Here is a 23,325-nt window from a genome sequence, read left to right as displayed (position 1 = left end):
GGGGGGGGGGCGCATTGCGCAACGCCATGTGGAAAACGCTTTGCCGGTCCGCCCCCTCACCCTGCCTCCGCTACGCTCGGCTTCCCTCTCCCCGAGGGGAGAGGAGGGGGTACTCCATCGTCGCGGTCAATTCCCCTCAAGGGGAGACTGACGCACTCACCGCGAATAGGCCGTGATCACCTCAAGAAACGCATCGCCGTAACGCTCCAGCTTCGATTGCCCGATGCCGGAAATCGACAGCATCTCATCCTCGTCCATCGGCCGTTCGGTGGCAAGCGCAACCAGCGTCGTGTCGGGGAAGATGACGTAAGGCGGCACGCCTTGTTCTTTTGCAAGCTCCATGCGCTTGGCGCGCAGGGCCTCGAACAGTTCCTGATCCGCCTGGTCGAGCCCCGCCTTGGCCTGCGCCGTGCGCGAGGACTGGCCACGCGCTGCCTTGCCCGTGGTCGGCCGGTCCTTGCGGAAGCGCACATCGACCTCGCGCTTGAAGACCGCGCGTGCGCTTTCCTCGAGCGTCAGTGCACCAAAGGCCGTGTGATCGACGCGAATGTATCCGGCGGCAAGCAGCTGGCGATAGACCGATTGCCAGGTCTTCGCGGATAGATCCTTGCCCGCGCCGAAGACCGGCATGTCCGTATGGCCGAAACGCATCGTCTTGTCGTTTTCGTTGCCCATGAGCACGTCGATCAGATGCCCGGTGCCGAAGCGCTCGCCTGTCCGGTAGATGGCGGCCAGCGCCTTGATCGCCGCCTCGGAGCCGTCCCAGGTCTCGACAGGTTTCAGGCAGGTATCGCAATTGCCGCAGCCGCCGGCGTGGCTCTCGCCGAAATGCTTGAGGATCGCCTGGCGCCGGCAGCCGGGCGTTTCGCAGATGGCCAAGAGCGCATTGAGCTTGGCCCGTTCCACCCGCTTGATGTCGTCGGCCGCCCCGCCCTCATCGATCATCCGCCCGCGCTGGATGACATCGGCCATGCCATAGGCCATCCACACCTCGGAGGGCAGACCGTCACGCCCCGCGCGCCCCGTCTCCTGATAATAGGCCTCGACCGAACCCGGCAGATCCAGATGCGCGACGTAACGCACATTCGGCTTGTCGATGCCCATCCCAAACGCAACCGTGGCAACCAGGCATAGGTCTTCCTCTTTCAGGAAGGCATCCTGATTGGCATCCCGGATCGCCCGGTCCATGCCGGCGTGGTAGGGAAGCGCCCGGATCCCCTGGTCGTCGAGCCAGCTGGCAGTCTCCTCGACCTTGGCGCGGGAGAGGCAATAGACGATGCCGCTCGATCCCTTGTGGCGCGAGAGAAACCGGAGCAGCTGCTGGCGCGGCTGATCACGCTCGACGATCTCATAGGCGATGTTCGGCCTATCGAAGGAGGTGGTAAAGACTTCTGCCTCTTCTAGCCGCAGCCGGGCAATGATGTCTTCGCGCGTATGCGGATCGGCAGTCGCCGTCAAAGCCAGTCGCGGCACGCCTGGAAAGAGATCTGCAAGCTTGCCCAGTTCGCGATATTCAGGCCGGAAATCATGCCCCCATTGCGAAACGCAATGGGCCTCGTCGATGGCAAAGAGCGCGATTTCCACGCCTTGCATCATCTCGATGAAGCCTGGGGTCGCGGTCCGCTCCGGTGTCACATAGAGAAAGTCGAGCTCACCGCGATCGAGCGCCCGGCGGATCTCGATATACTCCTCGCGGCTCAGCGTCGAGTTGAGAGCCGCCGCCTTGACGCCGAGGCCTTTCAAGGCCTCCACCTGATCGCGCATCAGGGCAATCAGCGGCGAAACGACAACGCCGACACCCTGCCGGCAGAGTGCAGGCACCTGAAAACAGAGCGATTTGCCAGCCCCCGTCGGAAACAGCACCACGGCATCGCCGCCGGACACTACCTGGCTGACCACTTCGGCCTGGCGCCCGCGGAAAGCGGAATAGCCATAGACGCGCTTCAGAACGGAAAGCGGGCCTTCCTCTGCCTGGGCGGAAAAGAGCGGATCGGTAAGGGAGTGAGTCGGCATGATCAGAGGGTTTAGCCGAGAGGGCAGGGGATGGCCACAGCAAAGCAGAAGGGCGCCCAGAAGGCGCCCTTACAATGAACGTGGTGAAACGCCGTTTAAACCCAGCGGTTGAAGCAGCCGTTGACCCGCACAGCCACCTGCTGGTGGTTGAGGTTCAGTGCGATGTATTCGTATTGCAGACCGGTGCTCACCGCGAATTCCTGGAACGCCTTGAATTCATGCAGCTCCCAGCCGGGATAGTTGAAGTATTCGTCGAACAGGATGATCGTGCCGGGCACGATGCGCTCGCGCAGCTGCGTGAAGACGGTCTGCGTCGACGAGTAGAGATCGCAGTCGACATGCAGGAAGGAGAGCGGCCCCGGATGCGAGTCGAGGAAGGTCGGCAGCGTGCGGTCGAACCAGCCGATGACGAGCTCGACATTCGGCTCCACTGCCGGCAGGTCGGTGCGGGCAAACGCGCCCTTTTCATAACCCTCACGCCAGCCCTCCGGCAGCCCTTCGAAGCTGTCGAAGCCGTAAACGGTACCCGGCCGCTGCAGGGCAGTCTGGTTGATGGACCTTCCCGAGAAGACGCCGAATTCGAGACAGAGCCCCGGAACGGTGGCACAGGACAGCGCATAATCCAGCACCTCGGTCGGCGTGTTCAGGCGCTTGGCACCGGTCATCCGCGTGAACAGATACTGCGAAGAGGAAATTGCGGCGGTGAGGTTCGCGATGGATTCCAGATTGAAAGAGCCGCCCGGCTTCTTGCCGGTCATCTCATTGACGATCATTGCGATATATTGGACGAATTGCGGGCTGCCTATTGTAATCGCTTCCATGGTCGTGAGTGCCCTTTGGCGCCGGAGTTTTAGCTTGATCAGCAGTACCCGCAGTGTCTTGCCCGAGCCTGATCTGCCGCAGGCGGGCGGGCCGCGTCTCAGCCCCGGCCGAGTCGCGCCTCTGCGGATCGCCCAGGCCTGTGCACAGCGCCGAAAGGCCCTTGCAGGACGTGGGCCTCCATGTTCCCTTCGACCCATTTCCGCAACGACCAGAAGATTGCCATTCCCTGATGTCCTCTCCCTTGAAACTCTACCTCGCCGGCCCGGAAGTCTTCCTGCCGGATGCCCGCGCCGTGCTCGATGAAAAGGCCGCGATGACGCGTGCCTATGGCTTCGAGCCGATCTGCCCCGGCGACCTCGCCATCCCGCCGGCCCCGACCAAACGTCAGTTCGGGCTCAACATTTCGGAGATCGACGAGAGCTTCATGAACCGGGCGGATGGCGTGATCGCCAACCTGACCCCCTTTCGCGGCATTGCCGCTGATCCGGGCACGGTCTTCGAACTTGGCTACATGTGTGGCGCCGGCAAGATCGTCGCCTGCTACACCAATGTCGCCGAAACCCATTACCAGCGCACACTCGCCTGGTATGAGGGCAAGCTCAGCCGTGACGCCGAAGGCCGAATGCGCGGGCCGGACGGCCACTCGCTTGAAGACTTCGACATGATCGAGAACCTGATGCTGCATGGCGGCGTTGAGCGCCGCGGCGGCCCAGTGGCCGTGCATGCGGCCGAACCCGAAAAGCTCTTCACCGATCTGACTGCCTTCGAGCAGTGTCTGAAGGCGCTGGCGGCAAGGGTCTGAGACAGCGCTCGGCTACCCTGCCGTTCTGATGGCCTCAAAACGCCCAAGGGTTGATGAGAGCGAGCGGATGATCTTCGGTGCAATCTACCGCGCCGCAGGGCCGACCCTCCCCGCAGCGGGGAGGGTGGTTGCCCGCGTCAGGCTTTCTTGGCCGCCGGCTTCGCAGTCGGGTCCTCGAAGCGGATGCCGCAATTGTTCTTGATCGAGGCAGCCTCGATCGCCTTCATCTCGCCCTTCAACCGCGCGACTTCCGCAGCCGACGCGCCGTCGCCCTTGGCGAAGAACAGCGCCGGCCAGAAGAGAACGAGGCCGACCCCGACGGCGACCGCATCATTGTCGGCCTTCTTCTGCTGCGCGCCGCTTGCCGCAATGGCACGGGCCGAAACGGCGGTCGCTTCTTCCCGCAGCCGGTCGCAGGAGAGGCTTTCATAGAGTGTCGGCGAGACATAGGCCGCTTCGATGTCCTGCGGTTTGCTGGCGCAGGATGAGAGCACGGCGGCGAGGCCGAGAACGGTCGCGAGTTTGGTATGCATGGTATACCCCCAGGTTGTTGACCTGAATGGGGTTCCATCATCGCGTTTGCCGGTCAAATGCAAAGATTGCAACTTGAGCTTTAAGATGAGGCTTTCCACAGCCAAGAACGGCAGCAATGCACTTCATGCCGCATGTCGGCCGCCGTTCACGGCAAGGCGCAACCGATCACGGGGCAGTGCTTGTGCGGCAGCGATGACGTCGCCTGAGCTTCGCCTCCGGCGAACCTGACGGCCGTAAAGCCGATGACCAGGGCGACGGCAGCGACGCCGATAAAGAGGATGATCTTTGTCTTCAAGCAGGTCTCGCTCGGGCTATTTTCTGCCGCGCGAAAGCTGCCCTGCCGGACTGGAAGCCGCCCGGCCGTTCGGCCAGGCGCGTCTTCCGGCGCCGGCTTGCCCATCACTCGATCGGCGTGAACACCATGGAATGGCCGTTGATGCAGTAGCGCAAGCCCGTCGGCTTCGGGCCGTCGGGAAAGACGTGTCCCAGATGCCCGCCGCAATTGGCGCAGCGGATTTCCGTGCGCACCATGCCGAAGGCGGTGTCGCGATGCTCGGTCACGGCATCCGCCTTCACCGGCTCGAAATAGCTCGGCCAGCCGCAACCGGCGTCGAACTTGGTGTCGGAGACGAAGAGCGGTTCGTCGCAGGCCGCACAGCGATAAAGGCCCTTGTCGAAATTGTCCCAATATGGCCCGGTAAAGGCGCGCTCGGTGCCGTGCTCGCGCAGGATCCGGTATTGCTCCGGCGTCAGCTGGTCGCGCCATTCGGCATCCGACTTGACGATCTTCGGGGCAGTTGTGGAAGCGGTCATGATGATCTCCTTGGCCAGGCGCGGGGCAGGGCAAAGCCTCGCGGGTGTTGCATGATAGATAGGGAGCCAGAGGCAAGGCGGCAATTGTCTGTCACTGAGCTTTGGTCGTTCGCACCTCCCGTTTCTTTCACGAGAAACTGAACCCCCTCACCGGGAACTCACAGAATCGTGGGTTGACGCGTCCGTGAAGGGACAAGGTTCCGTTTTCGCTTGAGACAAAGGTTGGCTTGTCCTAACACGTGCCACCTTGTATCGACTGATGATCGAGCGCTGATCGTTGCCCACGGGGAGATGGAATGCCTGAGATGACGAGCGACATGACCTGGGTCGCCATGCTGTTGCCGTTTGCCGCCGCCGTTCTGGCGCCGTGGATCGTCTCCCGTCTCGGTGCAAACGGCGCCTGGGTCCTGGCGCTGGCGCCGGCGCTCGCCTTTGCCCATTTCGCCGGCTTCCTGACCGAGATCGCCAACGGCGAGCGGGTGACTGGCGGTTATGCCTGGGTGCCGAGCCTGAACCTCTCCTTCTCCTGGTTCATCGACGGACTGTCGCTCACCTTCGCGCTGCTGATCACCGGCATCGGCACGCTGATCGTGCTCTATGCCGGCGGCTACATGAAGGGCCATCCGCAGCAGGGCCGGTTCATCGGCTTCATTCTGCTCTTCATGGGCGCCATGCTGGGCCTCGTCGTCTCCGACAGCTTCCTGATGCTCTTCGTCTTCTGGGAGCTGACCTCGATCACCTCCTTTCTGCTGATCGGCTTCGACCACACGCGTGAAGCCTCGCGCCGTGCGGCCTTGCAGGCGCTGGTCGTCACCGGCGGCGGCGGCCTGATCCTCTTGGCCGGCATGATCTTCATCTGGAACATCACCGGCGTCAGCCAGCTGTCGTTGCTGCTCTCGACTGGTGACGCGCTGCGTGAAAGTCCCTTCTATCTTGCAGCCCTGTTGCTCGTGCTCGGCGGCGCCTTCACCAAGTCGGCCCAGTTCCCCTTCCATTTCTGGCTGCCCAACGCCATGGAGGCGCCGACCCCGGTCTCCGCCTATCTGCATTCGGCCACCATGGTGAAGGCCGGCGTCTATCTCCTGATGCGCTTGAACCCGGTCATGGGCGAAACGCCCGCATGGGAAATCCTGCTGCCCTTCTTCGGGGGCATCACCCTGATCGTCGGCTCGGTGCTCGCCGTCCGCCAGACGGATCTGAAGCTGATGCTTGCCTACACGACGGTCGCCTCGCTCGGCCTGCTCGTCATGCTGACCGGCTTCGACACCGAGCATGCGGTCGAGGCGGCGGTGCTCTATCTCGTCGCCCATTCGCTGTTCAAGGGCGCGCTCTTCATGGTCGCGGGCGCGATCGATCACGAGGCCGGCACGCGTGACATCACGAAACTGGGTGGCCTCGGCAAGCTGATGCCGATCACCTTCGCCGCCGCCATTCTCTCCGGCGTTTCCATGGCCGGCCTGCCGCCGCTCTTCGGCTTCCTCGCCAAAGAAGAGATCTATTATGCTCTCGCCGGCGCCGAGCCGCGCGCCATCCTCTTCACGGCCGTGGCCGTCATCGGCAATGCGCTGATGTTCGTCATCGCCTTTGCCGTCGGGCTCAAGCCCTTCATTGGCAAGGAAGTCAAGACCCCGAAACATGCCCATGAGGGCCCCGTGCTCCTGTGGATCGGCCCGCTGACGCTCGCCCTCCTGTCGCTCGGCGGCGCGCTCTTCTCCGGTCTTGCCCATCGCTTCATTTCGTCGCCCATGGCTAGCGCCGTCGATGGTGAAATCCAGACCGTGACCATCGGCCTGATCCCCTCGCTGGGGGCCGCCCTCGCGCTGTCCGTGCTGACGGTGCTGATCGGCCTCGTGCTCTATCTCGGCCTCGAGCGCCTGAGGGCCGCCGTCGATCGTCTCGTCATCGGCCTCGGCATCAGCCCCGACCGCGGCTTCGACCATTTCATCTCCGGCCTCGTGCGTTTCTCGACCAGCGTTACGCGCTTCGTCCAGAACGGCCGGCTTGAAACCTATGTCACTCTCTCCTTCATCTTCGTTGCGGTCGTGCTTCTGGCGACGCCGGTGATGTTCGGCGAACTTCCGACTGCGATTCCACTACCGTCGGAAATCGATCTGCATGAAATGGCGATCCTGGTGATCGCGGTCATCGGCGTCATTGCCGTGCTCACGGCCAAGGATCGCCTGACCGCCATCGTCTGCCTTGGCATCCAGGGCTTTGCCATCGCCGTCATCTTCCTGCTGTATGGCGCGCCGGACCTCTCCTTCACCCAGTTCATGGTCGAGACCCTGTCGGTCATCATTCTGGCGCTGGTCATGACCCGCCTCAGGCTGTCGCTCGCCGACCATCGCCCGATGGCGGCGCGCCTGTTCGATGGTTCGCTGGCCATCGCCTGCGGTCTCGGCTTCGGCCTGATGCTGGTGGCCTCGACTTCGGGTCCCTTTGATGGTTCGCTGTCCGCCTTCTTTGGCGAGCACTCCAAGATCATCGCCCACGGCGCCAATGTCGTGAACGTCATCATCGTCGATTACCGCGGTGTTGATACCCTGGGTGAGATCGCTGTCGTGATGATCACCGGCCTGTCGATCCTGGCCTTGATCCGCATCCGGGTGGGTGGCGCTCCGGCAGTTGCGGCCGTGACCCCGACGACCCCCTCCGCCGCGGTGGCCCGTCCGAGCAAGACGAAAGGTGGCAAGCGCTCATGAACACCCTGATCTTCCGAACCTTCGCACCCTTTCTCACCGCGCTGATGCTGGTCTTTTCGATCTTCGTTCTGCTGCGCGGCCATAACGAGCCCGGTGGTGGCTTTATCGGCGGGCTGATCGGCGCTGCGGCCTTTGCCATGTACGGCATCGCCTTCGGCGTCCAGGCCGTGCGCCGCGCCATGGTTTTCCATCCGATGTCGATCGCCGGCTTTGGCCTGCTGGTCTCGACCCTGTCCGGCTTCATCTCCGCGCCGCTCGGTTACCCCTTCATGACCGGTATCTGGGTCTATCCGAGTCTCTTCGGTGTCGAAGTGCCGCTGGCGACGGTGATTTCCTTCGACATTGGCGTCTATCTCGTGGTCGTCGGCACCTTCGCCTCGATCGCGCTTGCACTCGAAGAAAGGGATGACGGCTGATGGAAGTCATCTTCTCGCTCGTCGTCGGTATTTTCTTTGCCGCCGCCGTATACCTGATGCTGTCGAAAAAGATCGTCCGCATCCTGCTGGGCATCGTATTGCTCGGCAATGCCGTCAACATGCTGCTCTTCACCGCCGGTCGACTGACCCCGTCGATTCCGCCGATCATTCCGGGCGGCGTTGACGTGCTGCCGGCTGGCACCGCCAATCCGCTGCCGCAGGCTCTCATCCTGACGGCGATCGTCATTTCCTTCTCCTTCTTCTGCTTCCTGCTGGTGCTGAGCTATCGCGCCTATCAGGACCTTGGCACCGACGACACGGGTGAAATGCGTGTCGCCGAGCCGATGGACGAGCCGCTGCCGCCGAGCGGCTACTGAGCGGGAGACACGAGGACCACATGGCTGCCCCCACAACGACCCCTGCCGACTACGCCGCCGCCTATGTCATGGAGCCGATGACGGCTGCCGACTGGCTCGCGGTTACGCCGATGGCGCTCTGCATTGCCTTCGGCGCGATCCTGATGATGATCCGCCACCGCACCCACTGGCATCCGCCGGTGGCACTGACGGGACTGGCGCTGCTCGTCCTCAACAACGGGCTGCTGCTCGCCAAGGTCATGGCCGACGGCCCTCTGAACATGATGATGGGCCGCTGGCTGCCACCCTTCGGCATTGCCATCACAGTCGATCTTTCCGGAGCATTGCTGGCGCTGTCCGCCGCCATCGTCGCCTTCTGCGGCGCGCTCTACGCCCATGTCGAGATCAACAACAGCGGTCGCCGCTATGGCTTCTACCCGCTTTTGATGCTGCTGATGGCCGGCGTCTGCGGTGCCTTCCTGACCGGCGACATCTTCAACCTCTATGTCTGGTTCGAAGTGCTGCTGATCTCCTCCTTCGGTCTCTTGATCCTCGGGTCCGAGCGGGAGCAGATCGATGGCGCGCTGAAATATGCTGTCCTCAACTTGATGGCGACGACGCTGTTCCTGATCGCTGTCGGCTATCTCTACGCCATCTTCGGCACGCTCAACATGGCCGACATCGCCATGAAGGTACCGCAATATGCCGAGACCGCGCCGCTGATGACGCTGACGGCGCTCTTCATTCTGGCCTTCTCGATGAAGGCTGCGGCCTTCCCGGTGAATTTCTGGCTGCCGGCCTCCTATCACACGCCGCGTGTCGTCGTGTCGGCGCTGTTTGCCGGCCTGCTTACCAAGGTCGGTGTCTACGCGCTGTTCCGCGTCGTGGTCATGCTCTTCCCCGTCGAACGTGAGGCGCTGAGCCTCGTCATCGCGATCGTCGCAGCACTCACCATGATCTTCGGCGCGATCGGCGCACTCGCCCAGAACGATATCCGCCGCTTCCTCGGCTTCGTCGTCATTGCCGGTATCGGCAACATGATGGCGGGCGTCGCGATCGGCGGCGACATGGCGGTGGGTGCTGCGATCTTCTATGCGCTGCACTCCATCCTTCTGATGACGGCGCTCTATCTGGTCGCCGGTGAGATCGGCCGCATCGGCGGCAGCTTCCGTCTCGATCGTGTGGCAGGCCTCTGGACGGCCGCACCTGCCTTCGCCGCGATTTCGCTCGCGCTGTTCTTCGCCGCAAGCGGTCTTCCGCCCTTCTCCGGCTTCTGGCCAAAGGCGCTGCTCGTCAAGGCCTCCATCGACATTGGTGCATGGTGGCTGGCCGCATCGGTCCTTGTCTCCGGCTTCCTGACGACGATCGCCTTTGGCCGCGTATTCCTCTTCTCCTTCTGGCGCCCGGTCGCTGCCGCAGGCCGCGAGCAGCCTACGGCTGTCCCGGCCTCGACGGGTGCGCTACGCTGGCGTTTCACGCCGATTGTCATCCTGACCGGTTTCGTGGTCTGGTTCGGCCTCTTCCCGGACAGCTTGATCGTCGTCACGCAGCAGGCCGCCGCCGGTCTTTCGGATCCCACCGCCTATATCCGCTCCGTCTTCCCTGAAGGAGGTGCCCGATGAGCCTTTATGCACTTAGCATGCTGATGGCGGTGATCTGGGCCACCGTCTCCGGCAGCTTCACGGTCCCCAATCTGATCTTCGGCTTCGTCATCTCGCTCTTGACGCTCTACCTGTTGCGCGAGCGTTTCGTCGGTCGCGACTACACGAGCCGCTTCCGCCGCGTGCTGGCTCTGGTCCTGCTCTTTCTCGTCGAGCTGGCCAAGTCCGCCTGGCGTGTCGCGACGCTCGTGCTACAGCCGAAAATGGATCTGAAGCCCGGGATCTTCGCCTTTCCGCTGACGGTCAAGAGCGATTGGGAGATCTCGCTTCTCGCCAATCTCATCACGCTGACCCCGGGCACGCTCTCGGTCGACGTGTCCGATGACCGCACAACCCTTTACATCCACGCGATTGACTGCTCCGACGTCGAGGCCGCCCGCCGTGACATCGCCGAGGGCTTCGAGAAGAAGATCATGGAGGCATTTGCCTGATGACCCCTGAACTCATCGTCGAATTCGCATCCGTCGTCGCCATCGTCATCCTCGTGATTGCCCTGTTGATGACCGTCTACCGCGTCGTCGTCGGTCCGACCCTGCCGGACCGCGTCATCGCCCTCGACATGCTGGTCGGCATCGTCATCGGCTTCATCGCCGTCATTGCGCTCAGAACCGGCTATACGCTCTATATCGACATCGCGATTGCGCTCGGCCTTGTCGGCTTCCTGGCAACGGTCGCCTTTGCCCGCTTCATCCTGGCGCGCGGCTGCGTCGGGGAAGGGGAGCGGGTTGAGGCTGGTCTCGGTCGGTCGAAACCGGCAAAGACAAAGGCGGCAAAGAACGTCAAGGCAAGCAAACCGGCCGGATCTCTCGGCAAGGAGGGAAAATGATGTCGCTTCTCGCAGCCATCGCCATTGCCGTTCTGACCATCGGCGGCGCGCTCTTCTCCCTGATCGCCGCAATCGGCCTCAATCGCCTGCCGGATCTCTATACGCGGATGCATGCGGCCTCCAAGGCCGGCACGGTCGGGTCCGGCCTGCTGCTGCTCGCCGTTGGCCTGCATGCGGCCGATGTCGCGACCTTCGGCCGTGCCCTGGCCGGCATCATCTTTTTCGTCCTGACGGCCCCGATTTCCGCTCATCTTCTTGCCCGTGCGGCCCACAAGGTTGGCTATAAGCTGTCATCCGCATCGGTACATGACGATATGATGTCATGATGAAACGGCTGATATTTCTGGTTGAGTGAGCGTCTCTATTGAAATCCTAGCTATCCTGCCCAGTGCAAAATGCCTGATCGGCAAATAGAAAAGATTTATACCCGTCAAATCTAGTAGAAATATCAGGTGGACATTTGCGGCAGGGGTGTTAATTCACTTTTGAGAGCGCTGGTCTGTTGCGTTCGTGGTATGTAGGCGAAGTGAACTGCCAGCTATTGGCAAGTCTAACACGTGATCTTGGCTGAATTCTGCGTAGCAAAATGCCGGACGGTTTGGGGCCGACCCGGCAAATTGGTGATCTTCATGGGGGTGTCTTTCGCCTTCCCTGTCCGGCCGGATCGGGAAGACATGTAAACTATTGTCTGCAGGGGCGGCGGCCCCTTCGGGATCTGAACAGGAGAATTGAATGACTGAAACCCAGCAGGGCCCAAGCCAGCAGTTGCTGGTCGAACTGACCGCTGACATCGTCTCTGCCTATGTCAGCAACCACGTCGTCCAGGTCAGCGACCTGACCAACCTGATTGCCGATGTGCATATGGCCCTGAACAACACCGCTTCGCCGGTTCCAGCCCCCGTGGTCGTCGAAAAGCCGAAGCCGCCTGTTCCGATCCGCAAGTCGATCGAGGATGATTATCTGATCTGCCTCGAAGACGGCCAGAAGTTCAAGTCGCTGAAGCGACACCTGATGACCCACTACAACATGACCCCGGAAGAGTACCGCGAGAAGTGGGGCCTGCCGGCCGACTACCCGATGGTTGCCCCGGCCTATGCCGAAGCGCGCTCGCGTCTCGCAAAGGAAATGGGCCTCGGCCAGCGCCGCAAGCGCGCCAAGTAAGCCTTCTTTGGTTTCTCGCGACGCGAGGAAGATCAGGCCGGTCCCGCGACCGGCCTTTTTTTGCATTGGCGGATAGGAAAAAGATCCTCTTCCAATTGTCGGCTGCCATGCTCGCCGCGGCGGCAGTCACCTTTCGATGATTTGAGGGATCACAGCGATGCCCCTAAAATCATGGGGTTCACATTCTCTCAGGCTCTGCTAGCTTTGATAGGAATAAAATCCTTTCTTGGAGCGCGCCATGACCCCCGACGACCCCATCAGCCCGCCACCCGCGATCCTTCCCGCCGCACCATCGGTTGAATGGCAGCCCGCAGCCGAGGCGGATGATTTCTCCGAGCGTCCCCTGACGCCCGAGCGACGGCTGCTCTGCATGATTGTCCGGCAATTGACCGAGGAATTGCTGCGCGCCACAGGCCTCGAACATGATCAGGAGCCTGGCCGCCGGGCCACGAGCCATGTCCGCCAGGTGGCGATGTATGTCTGCCACGTCGCCTATTCGATGCCCATGGGAGAGGTCGCCCAGGCCTTTGGCCGCGATCGCACCACCGTTGGACATGCCTGCCGCATGGTCGAAGACCGCCGCGACGACCGCGCTTACGACACCTTTGTCGCGATCGTCGAGCGCATGGCAAGCGCCGTCCATCTCATCGCCGGCAAGCGCATCTGAAGGAGAGGGCAGATCATGACCCGCAGCGAACGAAAGCAGATCCGCCAGATCCTCCGACGGGCTTTGGCCGGCCCTCTGGAACAGCCTCCGCCCGTCAATGCCGATCGGATCGCCGCGTCGCCGGCCGACGCTTCGCCCGCGCTCCTCGCCCGCCTGTTGGCCGACGGCTTGCTTCTCCGCACCCAGGACGGCCTTGCTCCCACCGCCGAGACAGCTGCCTGGCTTCGCCGCGATCTCTGCGACCTGCCCGACGAGGCCCATGCCGCTCAGCACCGCACGGTCGAGGTCGGTACGCTCGATCTGCCGCAGGGCCGCCAGTCCGTGCGCCGCAACCTGCAGGAATCGCCCCTTTTTCCCCTGCTGCGCCTTAAGGAGAAGGACGGTCGTCCGTTTCTGTCGGAGGAGGCCGTTGCCGCCGGCGAGCGGCTGGCAGCCGATTTCGACTTTGCCGGCCTGCAGCCGCGCATCACCGCCAGCTGGCAGCCGCGGCTCGCGACCCGCAACAAGGGCGCACCGCCGCCGGCAACCGACTTTGCCGATGCGACGCTCTCGGCCCGCACCCGCGTCAATCGTGCCGTGCAGGCCATGGGGCCGGAGCTTTCAGGCGTGGCGCTCGATGTCTGCTGCTTCGGCAAGGGCCTGGAAACGGTCGAACACGAGCGCCAATGGCCGGCCCGTTCCGCCAAGCTGATGCTGCGCACCGCCTTGCTATCGCTCGCCCGCCACTACGCCCCGCCATCCGTCCGGCCCCGCGCTCTCCACTGGGGCGACGAGGGCTTTCGGCCGGAGATCGGCTGAGGGACAGTCACACCAGCCGGCGCGCCGCCTCTTCGCGGATCCGCTGGATCATCGAGCGCAAACCGTTGGCGCGCTGCGCCGTCAGGTGTTCGAGAAGGCCGAGCTGCTTGAAGAGGTCGAGCGCATCGAAGCTGACCACGTCGGACGCCTTCTTGCCGGAATAGGCGGCAAGCACGATCGCGACGAGACCGCGCACGATGAAGGCGTCGCTGTCGCCACGGAAGGTCATTTCGGGATCGGCGCCGTCGCTTGAGGACACCGAGAGCCAGACCTGGCTCGCGCAGCCCTGCACCTTGTTCTCGGCGGACTTCTCGCTGTCGGGCAGATCCGGCAGTGCCTTGCCGAGCTCGATGACATAGCGCATCCGGTCCTCCCAATCATCCAGGAAGCCGAAGTCGTCGATCATCTCGTTCAAGTTAGCCATGCTGCACCCGCTTGTTACGTCGGACCCATATAGTTGAGACCGACAGGCTTTTGAACTGGCTGCGGCAATGAAAGCTGTCGATGCTTCAGGCGTGGGGTCTGGAAAAGAAAAAAGCCGCGCAGCTTGCGCCACGCGGCCCGGCAAATGCCGAATTCAGTCAGGGACAGGCAGACAGGCATCCGGTCTATGGCAGAACCGGCTGCAAGGCGGGGAGGGGGCGGCTGTCCGCCCCGGATTTCGTCAGATGACCGCGTGAGCGTCGGTCATGCGCCTCAAGCCCTCAGGGCTTCGGCGGCTGGTAGGGTTTCGGCAGATGCTTCGGCCGTTCCGTCGGTGTCACCGTGCCGGTGATAACGGGCGCTTCGGTTTCAGCACTGACGAGCTGCGGGCTCTCGACGTGAGGCCTGATGATCTCGACTGCGCCACTCTTCGGCGTCAGGATCTCGTCGGCCACAACTGCCGTGCCCTCATCGGTAAACTGCTGGTCGAGCAGCTGGTAGGCGACGAGCGCCCCTTCGCGGGCACGCTGACCGAGCGCCTGGAAAGTCTGGGCACCCTTTTCGCAAACCTCGGGCTTCTCGACGCAGAGCGAGGTGACATACTCATAGGCACCGCTTGCGGCGGTGATGGCGGCACCCATGTCGAAGCTGGCGCCATCCTTTTCCTCTGCAGGCGGGGCCGCGAGGAAGGACAGTGCGACAAGCGTCGCGGTACAATAGAAAGTTCCCTTGATCAGAAACCACATGGTCTTCACCAAATCCCTGTTGCCGGTCTTTGCCGGAACGGTCCGGGTTTCTCCCCGTACTCGTGAATTCCACCCTAGGTTTGATTCGCCAAAATCGATTTGCGAAAGACGGTCGGTTTTGATGCGAATTCGACTAAAATTTGAGTGATCTCCCCATTTCGGGACGCTTAGGCAAAACTTTAGCGGTCACCGTTAAGCATAAATGTGGCGCTGGCCCCGCAATCCACCGCTTTTGGCCTGGTGACGCAGACACAAATCTTAACGGTCATCAGAAAACTTGAATGATTTCAGTGCTTACGCCCCGTTAACCATGATTTGGAAAGCCTCGTTCGGCTGTCCTGTTTCGGGTCAGAACGGCTAGGCCGGGGCCCGTCCGGGGCTCTGCCTTATCTATTCCTTAAGCGCGTCGGCCTATCCTCAGACCCATAAATCAGATGAACCGGTCGCGGATTTCTGGCGTGGTTGTATTGCGTAAAATGTCGGCTGCACTGACGGTAAAGATGGACGGGCTCCTGGCCCGCCTTCTGGTGCGTCATGCTGTCGGCCGTCCGGTCGACCGGGCCGAGATCGTCGCCTTGCGCCGCCTAACCCTTGCTGTTCTGCCCGCGGTCGTCGCCGTGCCCGCCATCCTCACTCTGGTCTTTGGCGTTGCGACCGGCCTGCCGATCGGTTTTGCCCTCGTCACCGCTCTTTATCTGCTCGCAGCCCTGGCGCTGGTCTCGGGCCTTCGCCTCGGAAGCGAGCAGGACGAGGCCGAGACGGCGATCGCCACCACCACGGCCGACCCTTATGAATACTGCCCCGGCCTGTTCCTGACACTCGACGCGACCGGCATCGTCCGCGCGGCCGGTGGTCGTGACCGCCAGATGTTCCTGTCTTTCCTGCGCGAGCCGCTGTCGCGTGCCTTTGTCGAACAGGTGCATGTCTCCGACCGTCTGGCCTTCGTCCAGGCGCTCGACGAGCTGCGCCTCGGTGCCGATGTCGTAGTAACCGATCTCAGGCTCGATCGCCCGGTGATCGGCCTCGATCAGGCACAGTTCCTCAATGTCCGTCTCGACATGACCGCCGTCCGGTCCGACGATGGCACGCTTGCCGGTGTCCGCGCCCAGATGCTCGATATCGAAGGCGAGATGCTGATGCGCGACGAGGTGGCCCGCAAGGAAGAAGAGGCAAGCGCCGCCCACGAGATCAAGAGCCGCTTCCTCGCTGCCGTCAGCCATGAGATGCGCACACCGCTCAACGCCATCCTCGGCTTTTCCGATATCCTGGCCGGTGAATATTTCGGCAAGCTCGAAAACGACCGCCAGCGCGAATACGTCCAGCTGATCCGCCAGTCCGGCGCGCACCTGCTCTCTGTCGTCAACACCATGCTCGACATGTCGAAGATCGAGGCCGGCCGCTACGAACTGATGCTCGAGGATGTCGATCTCGCGCAGTCGCTGACCGAATGCGAACGCATGCTTTCGCTGCAGGCCCAGACCAAGGGCGTCAAGCTGAGCAGCCGTCTGCCCAAGGGCCTCGGCGAGATCTCGGCCGATGGCCGGGCACTGCGCCAGATCGTCATCAACCTCGTCGGCAATGCCATCAAGTTCACCGATGCCGGTGGCGCCGTGAACATCGATGCCACAAGACAGGGTAACGAAGTCACGATCAGCATCAGCGATACCGGTATCGGCATCTCGCCGGACAAGATGGCGCTGATCGGTCGCCCGTTTACACAAGTGCAGAACGATCTCAATCGCAACTACGAGGGTTCCGGCCTTGGCCTTTCGCTGGTAAAGGGATTGACGGCTCTCCATGGCGGCACGTTCAGGATCGAAAGCCGAGCAGGCGAGGGCACCGTGGTCATGGTGACGCTGCCGGCGGACGGTTCGGGCGCCAGGGCTGCCCGTGAAACGAACATGGTCGAATTCCCGCCGCGCCTTGCCGAAGCGGGGAGTGATCTGACAAGGGGTGGGAAAGCACCGGGGCATGACGAAGCGAAAGCGAAAATCGCCTGAGAAGAAGAAGGCGGGCTCAAAGGTCCTCCTGGTTCTCTCGACGGGCGCTGGCGCCCTTGCGCGGCTTGCCGGACGTCATCCGCGCGCCGTGGGTGGCGCCTTCTGCTTTACGCTGGTCTTCGGAACGATCGCCGCCAATGCCCTCTGGTACCAGCCTGGCCAGCATCCCTCGCCATTCCTGCGCACCCGCGATGCTGCCGATTTTAGCGTACTCGCCGGCACGCCGCGTAGCCCGCTGTTGAGCGAGCAGGACGCAGAAAACGTAACCACCTTCCGCATCGAACGCGAAAAGCCGGGCAGCGAGGCGGCGCCCTCGGATACGACCAATGCCCGCCCGGCGACCGCACCGGCTCAAACCGCGACATCAGTCTCTCCCGTGCCCGCCAGCCTTCCCGCCAATGCCGCGGAAACGGCGGGTCTCATTCGCCAGGTCCAGAGTGAACTCCTGCGCCGCGGCCTCTATGATGGCGATGCCGACGGTGTCATCGGGCCGCGCACCGAGACCGCGATTGCCATCTTCCAGAAAACCGTCGGCATGGAGGCCAACGGCCTCGTGACGCCGGAACTCCTGGCGGCGCTGACGCTTGATCGCGGCATCACCGCCGCCGTTCCGGCGCAGCGCCCGGTGATGGATGTAGATGCGCCAGGCGAAGACCCGGTTGCCGCCGCGATCCGCAGCGCTGAAACCCAGGTTGTCACCGCGCCGCGGCGTCCGGTGACAGCCACCCAGCCGGTTCCACCGAAAACCGTCGAACCGACGGCCCCGCCGCCGGTCCAGCAAGCGAACTTCGATCCGGGCCTCGTCATGGAAATCCAGCGTGGCCTCTCCAACATGGCCTACAAGAACATCCGCATCGATGGCGTGCCCGGCGAAGACACCCGTGCCGCCATCCGACGCTTCGAGCGCCACTACCAGCTGCCGGAAACCGGCGAGCCGAGCGCGGCGGTCCTGAAGAAGCTCAAGGCCATCGGTGCCTTGTGATCATGTGCCCCTGAAGCGACGGCGGCTTTAGTCCGTCCACGGCAGCAAGCCCTGATGTGGCGCGGCTGGCGCCGTGAAGCTTGTCGAATGCAGGCTCTCCCCCGCCTCGATGCGTTCGTAGAGAGACAGATAGCGCGCGGTCATGCGCTCCGCCGTGAAGTTCTCCTGGAAATGCTGATGGATCGCCGCGCGGTCGAACCGCCCGATATCCCGTATTGCCTCCGCCAGCACGTCGCCCTTGTCCGACAGGCAACCCACATGCTGCGGTACCAGTTCCGGCAGGGAACCGTAAGGCGTGGCAAAGACGGGCAGGCCGAAATACATCGCCTCGATCACCGCAAGCCCGAAAGGTTCGTGCCAGCGCACCGGGAAGAGCAGGCCAGCAGATCGCCCGAGAACGTCAGCCTTGCCCGCATCATCGACCATGCCGTGGAAACGAGCATTGGGATCGAGCGTCAGGCGCAGCCCCATTCTCAGGTTCAGGCGATACCCTCCGAGCACATCAAGCCGCCGCCCGGCCTTGCGGGCGACCCGGATCGCGCCTCGCACATTCTTCACCTTCCAGGCCGCCTTGGCGAGAAAGGCGAGGGACTTACCGCCATGGCCAAGGTCCGGCTCGGGATAGACGCGCGGATCGAGCCCGTTATGCACGAAGGCCGTGCCGCCATGGCGCGCGGCATGGTCGGCAGAGACGAAGATCGAGTTGCGGTGCAGCCGGGCACCGGCCGCATTGCCATGGATCGTCTGACAGGCCTTGCCGTCGAAATCCGGATCGAGCCCGATATGGCTGTGAAAGACATCCGCCTCACGCGGGATCTGCGCCTCGAGCGGCCGAGCGGGCTCGATGACGGTGAGTGGCCCATAGTGCCAGGTCGAGCCCGCCGGCCCCAGGAGCCCGATCACATGACCCTTTTCCGCAAGCGCGCGGCCAAGCCAGGCGATGATGCGTTCCGTCCCGCCGTAACGCAGCGCGGGAATGCGGGTATGAGTGGCGAGGACAATGTGCATGGCAGCCCTGGTTCACGTTTCTGTGATTTAGCATGCCGGATCGGTGTCCGACAATTCTCCAACGCCATGTGCGGATGGCTTTCGACCAGCGCTCCCTGAAACTTTAGTCTAGGTGAGTTCTCGTGGTGCCTAAAGAAAGGCCTCATTAATCATACAGATGTTAGCATCCGTCGATTGGAGGAGGATGATCCATGACTGCAGCGATGAACGCGCGCTACGATGATGACCAGCAGGATGTGGCGGAGACCCCGCGTCCACCGGAAATCGATGCTGCCACCTTGCGCGGCATAGTCCAGCGCCTGGCCGAAGAGGCCTCGACGCTCGGCGTCGATCTCGTTGATATCGCTGGAGCGATCCAGGACGTGGCCGGCATTTCCAAACGCCATGCGGTGACCTTCGACGGCATTACCCGAACAGCGCTGTCGATCGCCGAAACCAATCGCGATGTCGCAAGCTCCCTGCGCGAAACGGATCAGACTGCGGGCGAAGCCCGCCGGATGCTGACCGACAGCGCGACCCGCCTGACCGGCGCCATCGACAAGATCGACCACATGGTCGAGACATCAGAGGAAATCGGCACAGAGATCGGCAGCTTCTCCCAGTCGCTCGCCGAGGTCGACAAGGTCGCCGAAGAGATCGGCACGATCGCCCGGCAGACCAATCTCCTGGCGCTGAATGCCGCGATCGAAGCTGCCCGTGCGGGCGAAGCCGGCAAGGGTTTTGCCGTAGTTGCAGCCGAAGTCCGCGCGCTCGCGCTGCAGACGTCCCAGGCGACCGGTGCCATCCAGGAAACCCTGAACCAGATCCGCCAGAAGATCGTCCGCCTGAACGATGCCGGCCGTGGTGCGACCGCCAGCGCCCGCGACGTGCGCGAGACCTCCCAGGCGATGAACCACTCCTTCTCCGCCATGGAGCAGGTCATCACCCGCATTCTCGACGGCTCCTCTGCGATGGCCCAGACGACCGACCGGGTCGATCGCCAGTGCTCGGAATTCGTCGCGACCTTGAGCGACATGTCCGCCGAAGTCCGCCAGTCCGACCATCACCTGCAGCAGACCGCAGGCCGTGTGGACAAGGTGGTGGCTCTCTCGGAAACGCTGATCCAGCTGACCGCAAGTGCCGGCATCCGCACGGCCGACAGTGACTGGATCGACACCGCCGTCGATGTTGCCGCCCGCATTTCCCACGCCTTCCAGCAGGGCGTCGACAGCGGCCGGATCCGTACGGCCGACCTTTTCGATCGCAATTATCGTCCGATCCCGGGAACTGATCCTGTGCAGATGATGACCGGTTTCACCGATTTCACCGACCAGGTCCTGCCCGGAATCATCGAGCCGGTTGCCGCCTCGTCGGACCGTATCGGCTTCTGTGCCGCCGTCGACGAAAACGGCTACCTGCCGACCCACAACAAGAAGTTCTCGGCGCCACAGCGCCCGGGCGACACGGTGTGGAACACCGCCAACTGCCGCAACCGCCGCATCTTCAATGACCGCGTCGGCCTCGCCGCCGGCCGCTCCACCGCCCCCTTCCTCGTCCAGACCTATCGTCGCGACATGGGCGGCGGCAATTTCGTCCTGATGAAGGACATCTCCGCCCCGATCTTCGTCGCCGGAAGGCATTGGGGTGGGCTGCGGCTGGCGGTGAAGGTGTAATCGTCCGATTGCAGTTGGCAACGATTGATCAAGATCGGCGTGTGCCTGGGCCAGGGAAACCCAAGTAGATGCAGCGTATCGGTCTTCTCAGTCGGATCGCCTTTTCATTGTCTTGCGCAGGCAATGCAGATGCATTACTTTGAGCCTTGTTTCCTGCGAGGCTGGCGATGACTATGCGACCCGACGAGATTTCGAAGCTCACCGACCGGTACCAGACGACGGTGCCGACGGGAGTGCGCAAGCAGTTGCAGCTTCGTAAGGGCGACCAGATCCGTTATCGTACCGATGCGAGCGGTCGGGTGTATATCGAAGCCATGGCTGAGGAGCGCGATCCGGCCCTCGGCTCATTCCTGGATCTTCTGGAACGAGATGTGATGGATCATCCCGAACGGCTGAAGCCGATGGAGGGAGCGCTGGTGCAGCGGATCGGAGCGCTGGTCGGAGATATCGCCGTCGATCTCGACGCGCCTCTGTCGCCCGAAGATGAGTGAAGTCCGCGCGCCCTTCGCCGCCAACGGCTGGGCCATCTATGCTCACCCGCTCTTTCTCGATCAGTTGATGACCCTCACGGACGAAGTCGAAGTGCGCAAGCGCCGTGACCCGGAGACTTGGCGTCGGAAGAATGCCTCGAAACGGCTGGCCGCCATCCTCAAGCTCGTGACGACCGATATCCCGGCCGATCCGGGCGCCCCGCAATTCCGTCAGGGTGACACGCTGGGCAGTCACGGCAAACACTGGTTCCGGGCAAAGTTCTTCCAGCAATACAGGCTGTTCTTTCGCTTCGACAGCAGCCGAAAGATCATCGTTTTCGTCTGGGTCAACGATGAAGATACACTTCGCGCCTACGGCAGTCGATCCGATGCCTATTCGGTCTTCAAGGGCATGCTCGACAATGGGCATCCGCCAGACGATTTCGATGCGGTCCTGAAAGAGGCCAAAGGGGCAGCCGCTCGCTTTGCGCAATTGATAAGGCCGGTCAACGAATCCTGAGCCCCTTCCAACCCTCGACGCCGCCCGCGCAATCCCCTAAACCCTTGCCCATGCGCATTCGCTCCGACATCTTCGTCTCCGCACTCACCCGTCGCGTCTTCTCCGACGGCGGTTATGCCGCTGTTGTCGCCAAGGGCTCGGAGGCCTCGGGAGCGGTCTTCGTGCGCCAGCGCTTCCGCGATGGTCTGGAGACACTGTATGGCCCAGCCCCTCAGGCCATGATCGATGACGAGACACGCGACGACCGCGTGTTCGAGCCCCGCCTCGTTCGTGCCGAACCCGAGACCGTGGAGGCTCTGATCGCGCGTGAACAGAAGTTCGACAGTGACCTCTGGCTGGTCGAGATCGAGGTGGAGGATCTCGGTACATACCTGACACTGGCGGATACGAAGGATTGAGCGGCCAACAAAGCGCCACTTCACCCTCCCCTTGAGGGGAGGGTCGGCGCAAAGCGCCGGGGTGGGGTGACCACTGGCTACGGCGGCTGCGAAAACCCACAACAGGCACGACTGCTGCCTACTGCCTACCGCCTATGTCCTGGGTCTACCGCTTGCGCGCCCTAAGCACCTGCCGCCCATGCTCGTCGCCCACGGGCTGACGCTTGGGGGCGGCCTGGTTGGCCGCGACGAGCGGGATACTGCTCGGTGCCGCCGGATGCTCAACGCCGTCACGCACCTCGGCCTGCATCTCGTCGCCGGCAAAGGTATAGCGGTCGGCACGGATCCAGCTGTCGATCCGGGCTTCGGCCTGGTCCGGGTCAATGCCGAACAGGATGCTCTCCGCCCGGCTTGCACCATTCTCGCGACGCGCGAGATGCGGGTAGATGTGCTCCAGGATGAAGATCGCCTCGCGATCCTCAATGGCAACGCCGGCAAGCGTCGTTGCGAGCTGACGCCCGGAAATGTCGAGCAGGATGCGCTCGGCAAGCCAGCGGCTCGAGGTCAGCATGTCGGCGAGCGTCGTGGCAAAGAAGCCACCGTCATGGGTGCGGGCAAAGCGGACGAGCAGGGCGGTCTGCACCAGCGTCGCCTGGCGTCGGCCGAGCCGATCGCTGCGGGGCGGCCGCTGCTGAGCGGCCATGCGCTTGATCGTCTGGCGCAGCGCCTCTTCGCGGCTCTCTGCTGCAGGCTCGGCCACAGCGTCTGATGCGGCGCCCGGCAGGTCGCGCATCTCGAGATCTGCCATCACGGTGTCGAAGCTCGAAGCCGGCATCTTGGCCGCCTGCAGAGGCTGCATTTCCGGCGTCTGCTCATCTGCCTTCACCTTTTCCGGCCGCGGCGGCAGGGCATGGCGCAGCGACACCAGCGCGTCGATGACCGTCGGCGACAGCCGCTCGCGCTTGACGATGGCGCGGGCATGGTCGGCGCCTTGCGTGCGCGCGATCATGATCAGCATGTCGTCGGAGAGTGCCGGAGAGGAGGCGAGAAAGGGGGCGGCGACCGAAATCGGCTGAGAGGCGATGAAGGCGGCGACCGAGAGCGGCAGGTTCGGGCTCTGTGACAGGGCCGCGACAGCTTCCCGACGCGCTTCGGCAGAGGATCCGGCAAACAGTGGCTGAAACAGCTCGGCAAATTGTCGGAGTTCCGACTTGCCGGGAAAGGAGAGCGCCTGGAAACTCGTGACCGTGGCCATCAGAACGACATCCTTGTTCCGCGCGCCGGCTGGCCTTTCAAGCTCCCTGAACTGTTCGCTCACGACTACCCACTCCAACGCAATACAGATGTGTGCGAGATTAGAACGAATTTGTTAGCAAGCTGTTAACTAACCTATGGCTTCTTGTGGACAGGCGGATGGTCAAGTCAGAAGATTCGCCGCATGTTTCTGATATTAGGCATATGCGTACCCCGTTTCGTGGGGTGAACCGCGACAGGGGGAACGCGTCGGAGAAAGGCGCAGATGACCCTGGTTTGTGTGAGACTTTCCGCAGCATGAACCGGATTGTGCCGGCCCTCG

The 23,325-nt window shown here is 62.9% G+C and carries 26 protein-coding genes; 17 read left to right on the top strand and 9 right to left on the bottom strand.

The genetic code is table 11. The annotated features are described in order from the left end of the window. Positions 1 to 156: 156 nt before the first annotated feature. On the bottom strand, positions 157 to 2,013 hold the full coding sequence (gene recQ / locus IP85_RS11685; protein WP_054149856.1) for a DNA helicase RecQ: 1,857 nt from the start codon (positions 2,011 to 2,013) through the stop codon (positions 157 to 159). A 95-nt stretch (positions 2,014 to 2,108) separates the two neighbouring features. Then, positions 2,109 to 2,834, bottom strand: coding sequence for a TylF/MycF/NovP-related O-methyltransferase (locus tag IP85_RS11680; protein WP_197278009.1), 726 nt, complete (start codon positions 2,832 to 2,834; stop codon positions 2,109 to 2,111). Between the two features lie 230 nt (positions 2,835 to 3,064). Here IP85_RS11680 and IP85_RS11675 point away from each other — a divergent pair, with 230 nt between their 5' ends. Beyond that, complete coding sequence (locus IP85_RS11675) at positions 3,065 to 3,637, top strand: nucleoside 2-deoxyribosyltransferase (protein WP_054149854.1); 573 nt, start codon at positions 3,065 to 3,067, stop codon at positions 3,635 to 3,637. A gap of 137 nt (positions 3,638 to 3,774) precedes the next feature. Here the strand turns inward: IP85_RS11675 and IP85_RS11670 are convergent, their stop codons facing one another. The 3 genes from IP85_RS11670 to msrB form a co-directional block, all read right to left on the bottom strand. After that, positions 3,775 to 4,170, bottom strand: a complete 396-nt coding sequence (locus IP85_RS11670) for a hypothetical protein (RefSeq protein WP_054149853.1) — start codon at positions 4,168 to 4,170, stop codon at positions 3,775 to 3,777. 146 nt (positions 4,171 to 4,316) lie between these two features. Then, positions 4,317 to 4,466, bottom strand: a complete 150-nt coding sequence (locus IP85_RS22190; RefSeq protein WP_156322857.1) for a hypothetical protein — start codon at positions 4,464 to 4,466, stop codon at positions 4,317 to 4,319. Positions 4,467 to 4,570: 104 nt separating this feature from the next. Continuing rightward, entirely contained in the window at positions 4,571 to 4,984 is a 414-nt protein-coding gene (msrB, locus tag IP85_RS11660; RefSeq protein WP_054149851.1) for a peptide-methionine (R)-S-oxide reductase MsrB, read from the bottom strand. A 305-nt stretch (positions 4,985 to 5,289) separates the two neighbouring features. On the opposite strand from msrB, the gene IP85_RS11655 reads away from it, so the two are divergent. From IP85_RS11655 to IP85_RS11610, 10 genes are all read left to right on the top strand, one after another. Further along, positions 5,290 to 7,686: a putative monovalent cation/H+ antiporter subunit A gene (locus IP85_RS11655; protein ID WP_054149861.1), complete on the top strand. Its 2,397-nt coding sequence runs from the start codon at positions 5,290 to 5,292 to the stop codon at positions 7,684 to 7,686. Continuing rightward, a complete protein-coding gene (locus IP85_RS11650; RefSeq protein ID WP_054149850.1) occupies positions 7,683 to 8,102 on the top strand; it encodes a Na+/H+ antiporter subunit B in 420 nt (139 codons plus the stop codon). Before IP85_RS11655 ends, IP85_RS11650 begins: the two co-directional genes overlap by 4 nt. Beyond that, positions 8,102 to 8,479, top strand: coding sequence for a Na+/H+ antiporter subunit C (locus IP85_RS11645; protein WP_054149849.1), 378 nt, complete (start codon positions 8,102 to 8,104; stop codon positions 8,477 to 8,479). Before IP85_RS11650 ends, IP85_RS11645 begins: the two co-directional genes overlap by 1 nt. Positions 8,480 to 8,499: 20 nt before the next feature. After that, positions 8,500 to 10,080 carry a Na+/H+ antiporter subunit D gene (locus IP85_RS11640; RefSeq protein WP_054149848.1) on the top strand — a complete coding sequence of 527 codons (1,581 nt, stop codon included), beginning with the start codon at positions 8,500 to 8,502 and terminating at the stop codon, positions 10,078 to 10,080. After that, a complete protein-coding gene (locus tag IP85_RS11635; RefSeq protein WP_054149847.1) occupies positions 10,077 to 10,550 on the top strand; it encodes a Na+/H+ antiporter subunit E in 474 nt (157 codons plus the stop codon). Before IP85_RS11640 ends, IP85_RS11635 begins: the two co-directional genes overlap by 4 nt. After that, complete coding sequence (locus tag IP85_RS11630) at positions 10,550 to 10,945, top strand: cation:proton antiporter (RefSeq protein WP_054149846.1); 396 nt, start codon at positions 10,550 to 10,552, stop codon at positions 10,943 to 10,945. Before IP85_RS11635 ends, IP85_RS11630 begins: the two co-directional genes overlap by 1 nt. Then, positions 10,942 to 11,271 carry a monovalent cation/H(+) antiporter subunit G gene (mnhG, locus tag IP85_RS11625; RefSeq protein ID WP_054149845.1) on the top strand — a complete coding sequence of 110 codons (330 nt, stop codon included), beginning with the start codon at positions 10,942 to 10,944 and terminating at the stop codon, positions 11,269 to 11,271. The genes IP85_RS11630 and mnhG overlap by 4 nt, the downstream gene beginning before the upstream one ends. Positions 11,272 to 11,677: 406 nt before the next feature. Beyond that, positions 11,678 to 12,106 carry a MucR family transcriptional regulator gene (locus tag IP85_RS11620; RefSeq protein ID WP_054149844.1) on the top strand — a complete coding sequence of 143 codons (429 nt, stop codon included), beginning with the start codon at positions 11,678 to 11,680 and terminating at the stop codon, positions 12,104 to 12,106. A 238-nt stretch (positions 12,107 to 12,344) separates the two neighbouring features. Beyond that, entirely contained in the window at positions 12,345 to 12,773 is a 429-nt protein-coding gene (locus IP85_RS11615; protein ID WP_054149843.1) for a helix-turn-helix domain-containing protein, read from the top strand. A 15-nt stretch (positions 12,774 to 12,788) separates the two neighbouring features. Then, the gene (locus IP85_RS11610) at positions 12,789 to 13,571 is read left to right on the top strand and encodes a DUF6456 domain-containing protein (protein WP_054149842.1); all 783 of its coding nucleotides are present in this window, start codon (positions 12,789 to 12,791) and stop codon (positions 13,569 to 13,571) included. Between the two features lie 7 nt (positions 13,572 to 13,578). Here IP85_RS11610 and IP85_RS11605 read toward each other — a convergent pair whose 3' ends face one another. Both IP85_RS11605 and IP85_RS11600 read right to left on the bottom strand, forming a co-directional pair. Further along, positions 13,579 to 13,995 carry a SufE family protein gene (locus IP85_RS11605; RefSeq protein ID WP_054149841.1) on the bottom strand — a complete coding sequence of 139 codons (417 nt, stop codon included), beginning with the start codon at positions 13,993 to 13,995 and terminating at the stop codon, positions 13,579 to 13,581. A 280-nt stretch (positions 13,996 to 14,275) separates the two neighbouring features. Continuing rightward, positions 14,276 to 14,740, bottom strand: a complete 465-nt coding sequence (locus tag IP85_RS11600) for a DUF5330 domain-containing protein (RefSeq protein ID WP_054149840.1) — start codon at positions 14,738 to 14,740, stop codon at positions 14,276 to 14,278. A gap of 458 nt (positions 14,741 to 15,198) precedes the next feature. Between IP85_RS11600 and IP85_RS11595 the strand changes: the two genes are divergently transcribed. Beyond that, on the top strand, positions 15,199 to 16,740 hold the full coding sequence (locus IP85_RS11595) for a HAMP domain-containing sensor histidine kinase (protein WP_245280856.1): 1,542 nt from the start codon (positions 15,199 to 15,201) through the stop codon (positions 16,738 to 16,740). After that, positions 16,712 to 17,722 carry a peptidoglycan-binding protein gene (locus IP85_RS11590; RefSeq protein WP_054149838.1) on the top strand — a complete coding sequence of 337 codons (1,011 nt, stop codon included), beginning with the start codon at positions 16,712 to 16,714 and terminating at the stop codon, positions 17,720 to 17,722. The genes IP85_RS11595 and IP85_RS11590 overlap by 29 nt, the downstream gene beginning before the upstream one ends. Before the next feature lie 27 nt (positions 17,723 to 17,749). Here IP85_RS11590 and IP85_RS11585 read toward each other — a convergent pair whose 3' ends face one another. Further along, positions 17,750 to 18,730 (bottom strand): glycosyltransferase, encoded by a 981-nt coding sequence (locus IP85_RS11585; RefSeq protein ID WP_054149837.1) that lies wholly within the window; start codon positions 18,728 to 18,730, stop codon positions 17,750 to 17,752. Between the two features lie 203 nt (positions 18,731 to 18,933). Here IP85_RS11585 and IP85_RS11580 point away from each other — a divergent pair, with 203 nt between their 5' ends. The 4 genes from IP85_RS11580 to IP85_RS11565 all read left to right on the top strand — a co-directional run bounded on the left by IP85_RS11580 (position 18,934) and on the right by IP85_RS11565 (position 21,770). Then, entirely contained in the window at positions 18,934 to 20,382 is a 1,449-nt protein-coding gene (locus IP85_RS11580) for a methyl-accepting chemotaxis protein (protein ID WP_054149860.1), read from the top strand. Between the two features lie 167 nt (positions 20,383 to 20,549). After that, positions 20,550 to 20,873: a type II toxin-antitoxin system PrlF family antitoxin gene (locus tag IP85_RS11575; protein WP_054149836.1), complete on the top strand. Its 324-nt coding sequence runs from the start codon at positions 20,550 to 20,552 to the stop codon at positions 20,871 to 20,873. Further along, positions 20,866 to 21,372: a type II toxin-antitoxin system YhaV family toxin gene (locus IP85_RS11570; RefSeq protein WP_054149835.1), complete on the top strand. Its 507-nt coding sequence runs from the start codon at positions 20,866 to 20,868 to the stop codon at positions 21,370 to 21,372. Before IP85_RS11575 ends, IP85_RS11570 begins: the two co-directional genes overlap by 8 nt. A 50-nt stretch (positions 21,373 to 21,422) precedes the next feature. Continuing rightward, positions 21,423 to 21,770 carry a DUF1491 family protein gene (locus tag IP85_RS11565; protein WP_054149834.1) on the top strand — a complete coding sequence of 116 codons (348 nt, stop codon included), beginning with the start codon at positions 21,423 to 21,425 and terminating at the stop codon, positions 21,768 to 21,770. A 145-nt stretch (positions 21,771 to 21,915) separates the two neighbouring features. Here the strand turns inward: IP85_RS11565 and IP85_RS11560 are convergent, their stop codons facing one another. Next, the gene (locus IP85_RS11560) at positions 21,916 to 23,004 is read right to left on the bottom strand and encodes a DUF2336 domain-containing protein (RefSeq protein ID WP_054149859.1); all 1,089 of its coding nucleotides are present in this window, start codon (positions 23,002 to 23,004) and stop codon (positions 21,916 to 21,918) included. Positions 23,005 to 23,325 lie beyond the last annotated feature (321 nt).

This window comes from Rhizobium sp. AAP116 (assembly GCF_001295785.1).
Lineage (GTDB): Bacteria > Pseudomonadota > Alphaproteobacteria > Rhizobiales > Rhizobiaceae > Allorhizobium.
This window is presented reverse-complemented; position numbering and strand designations above follow the sequence as displayed.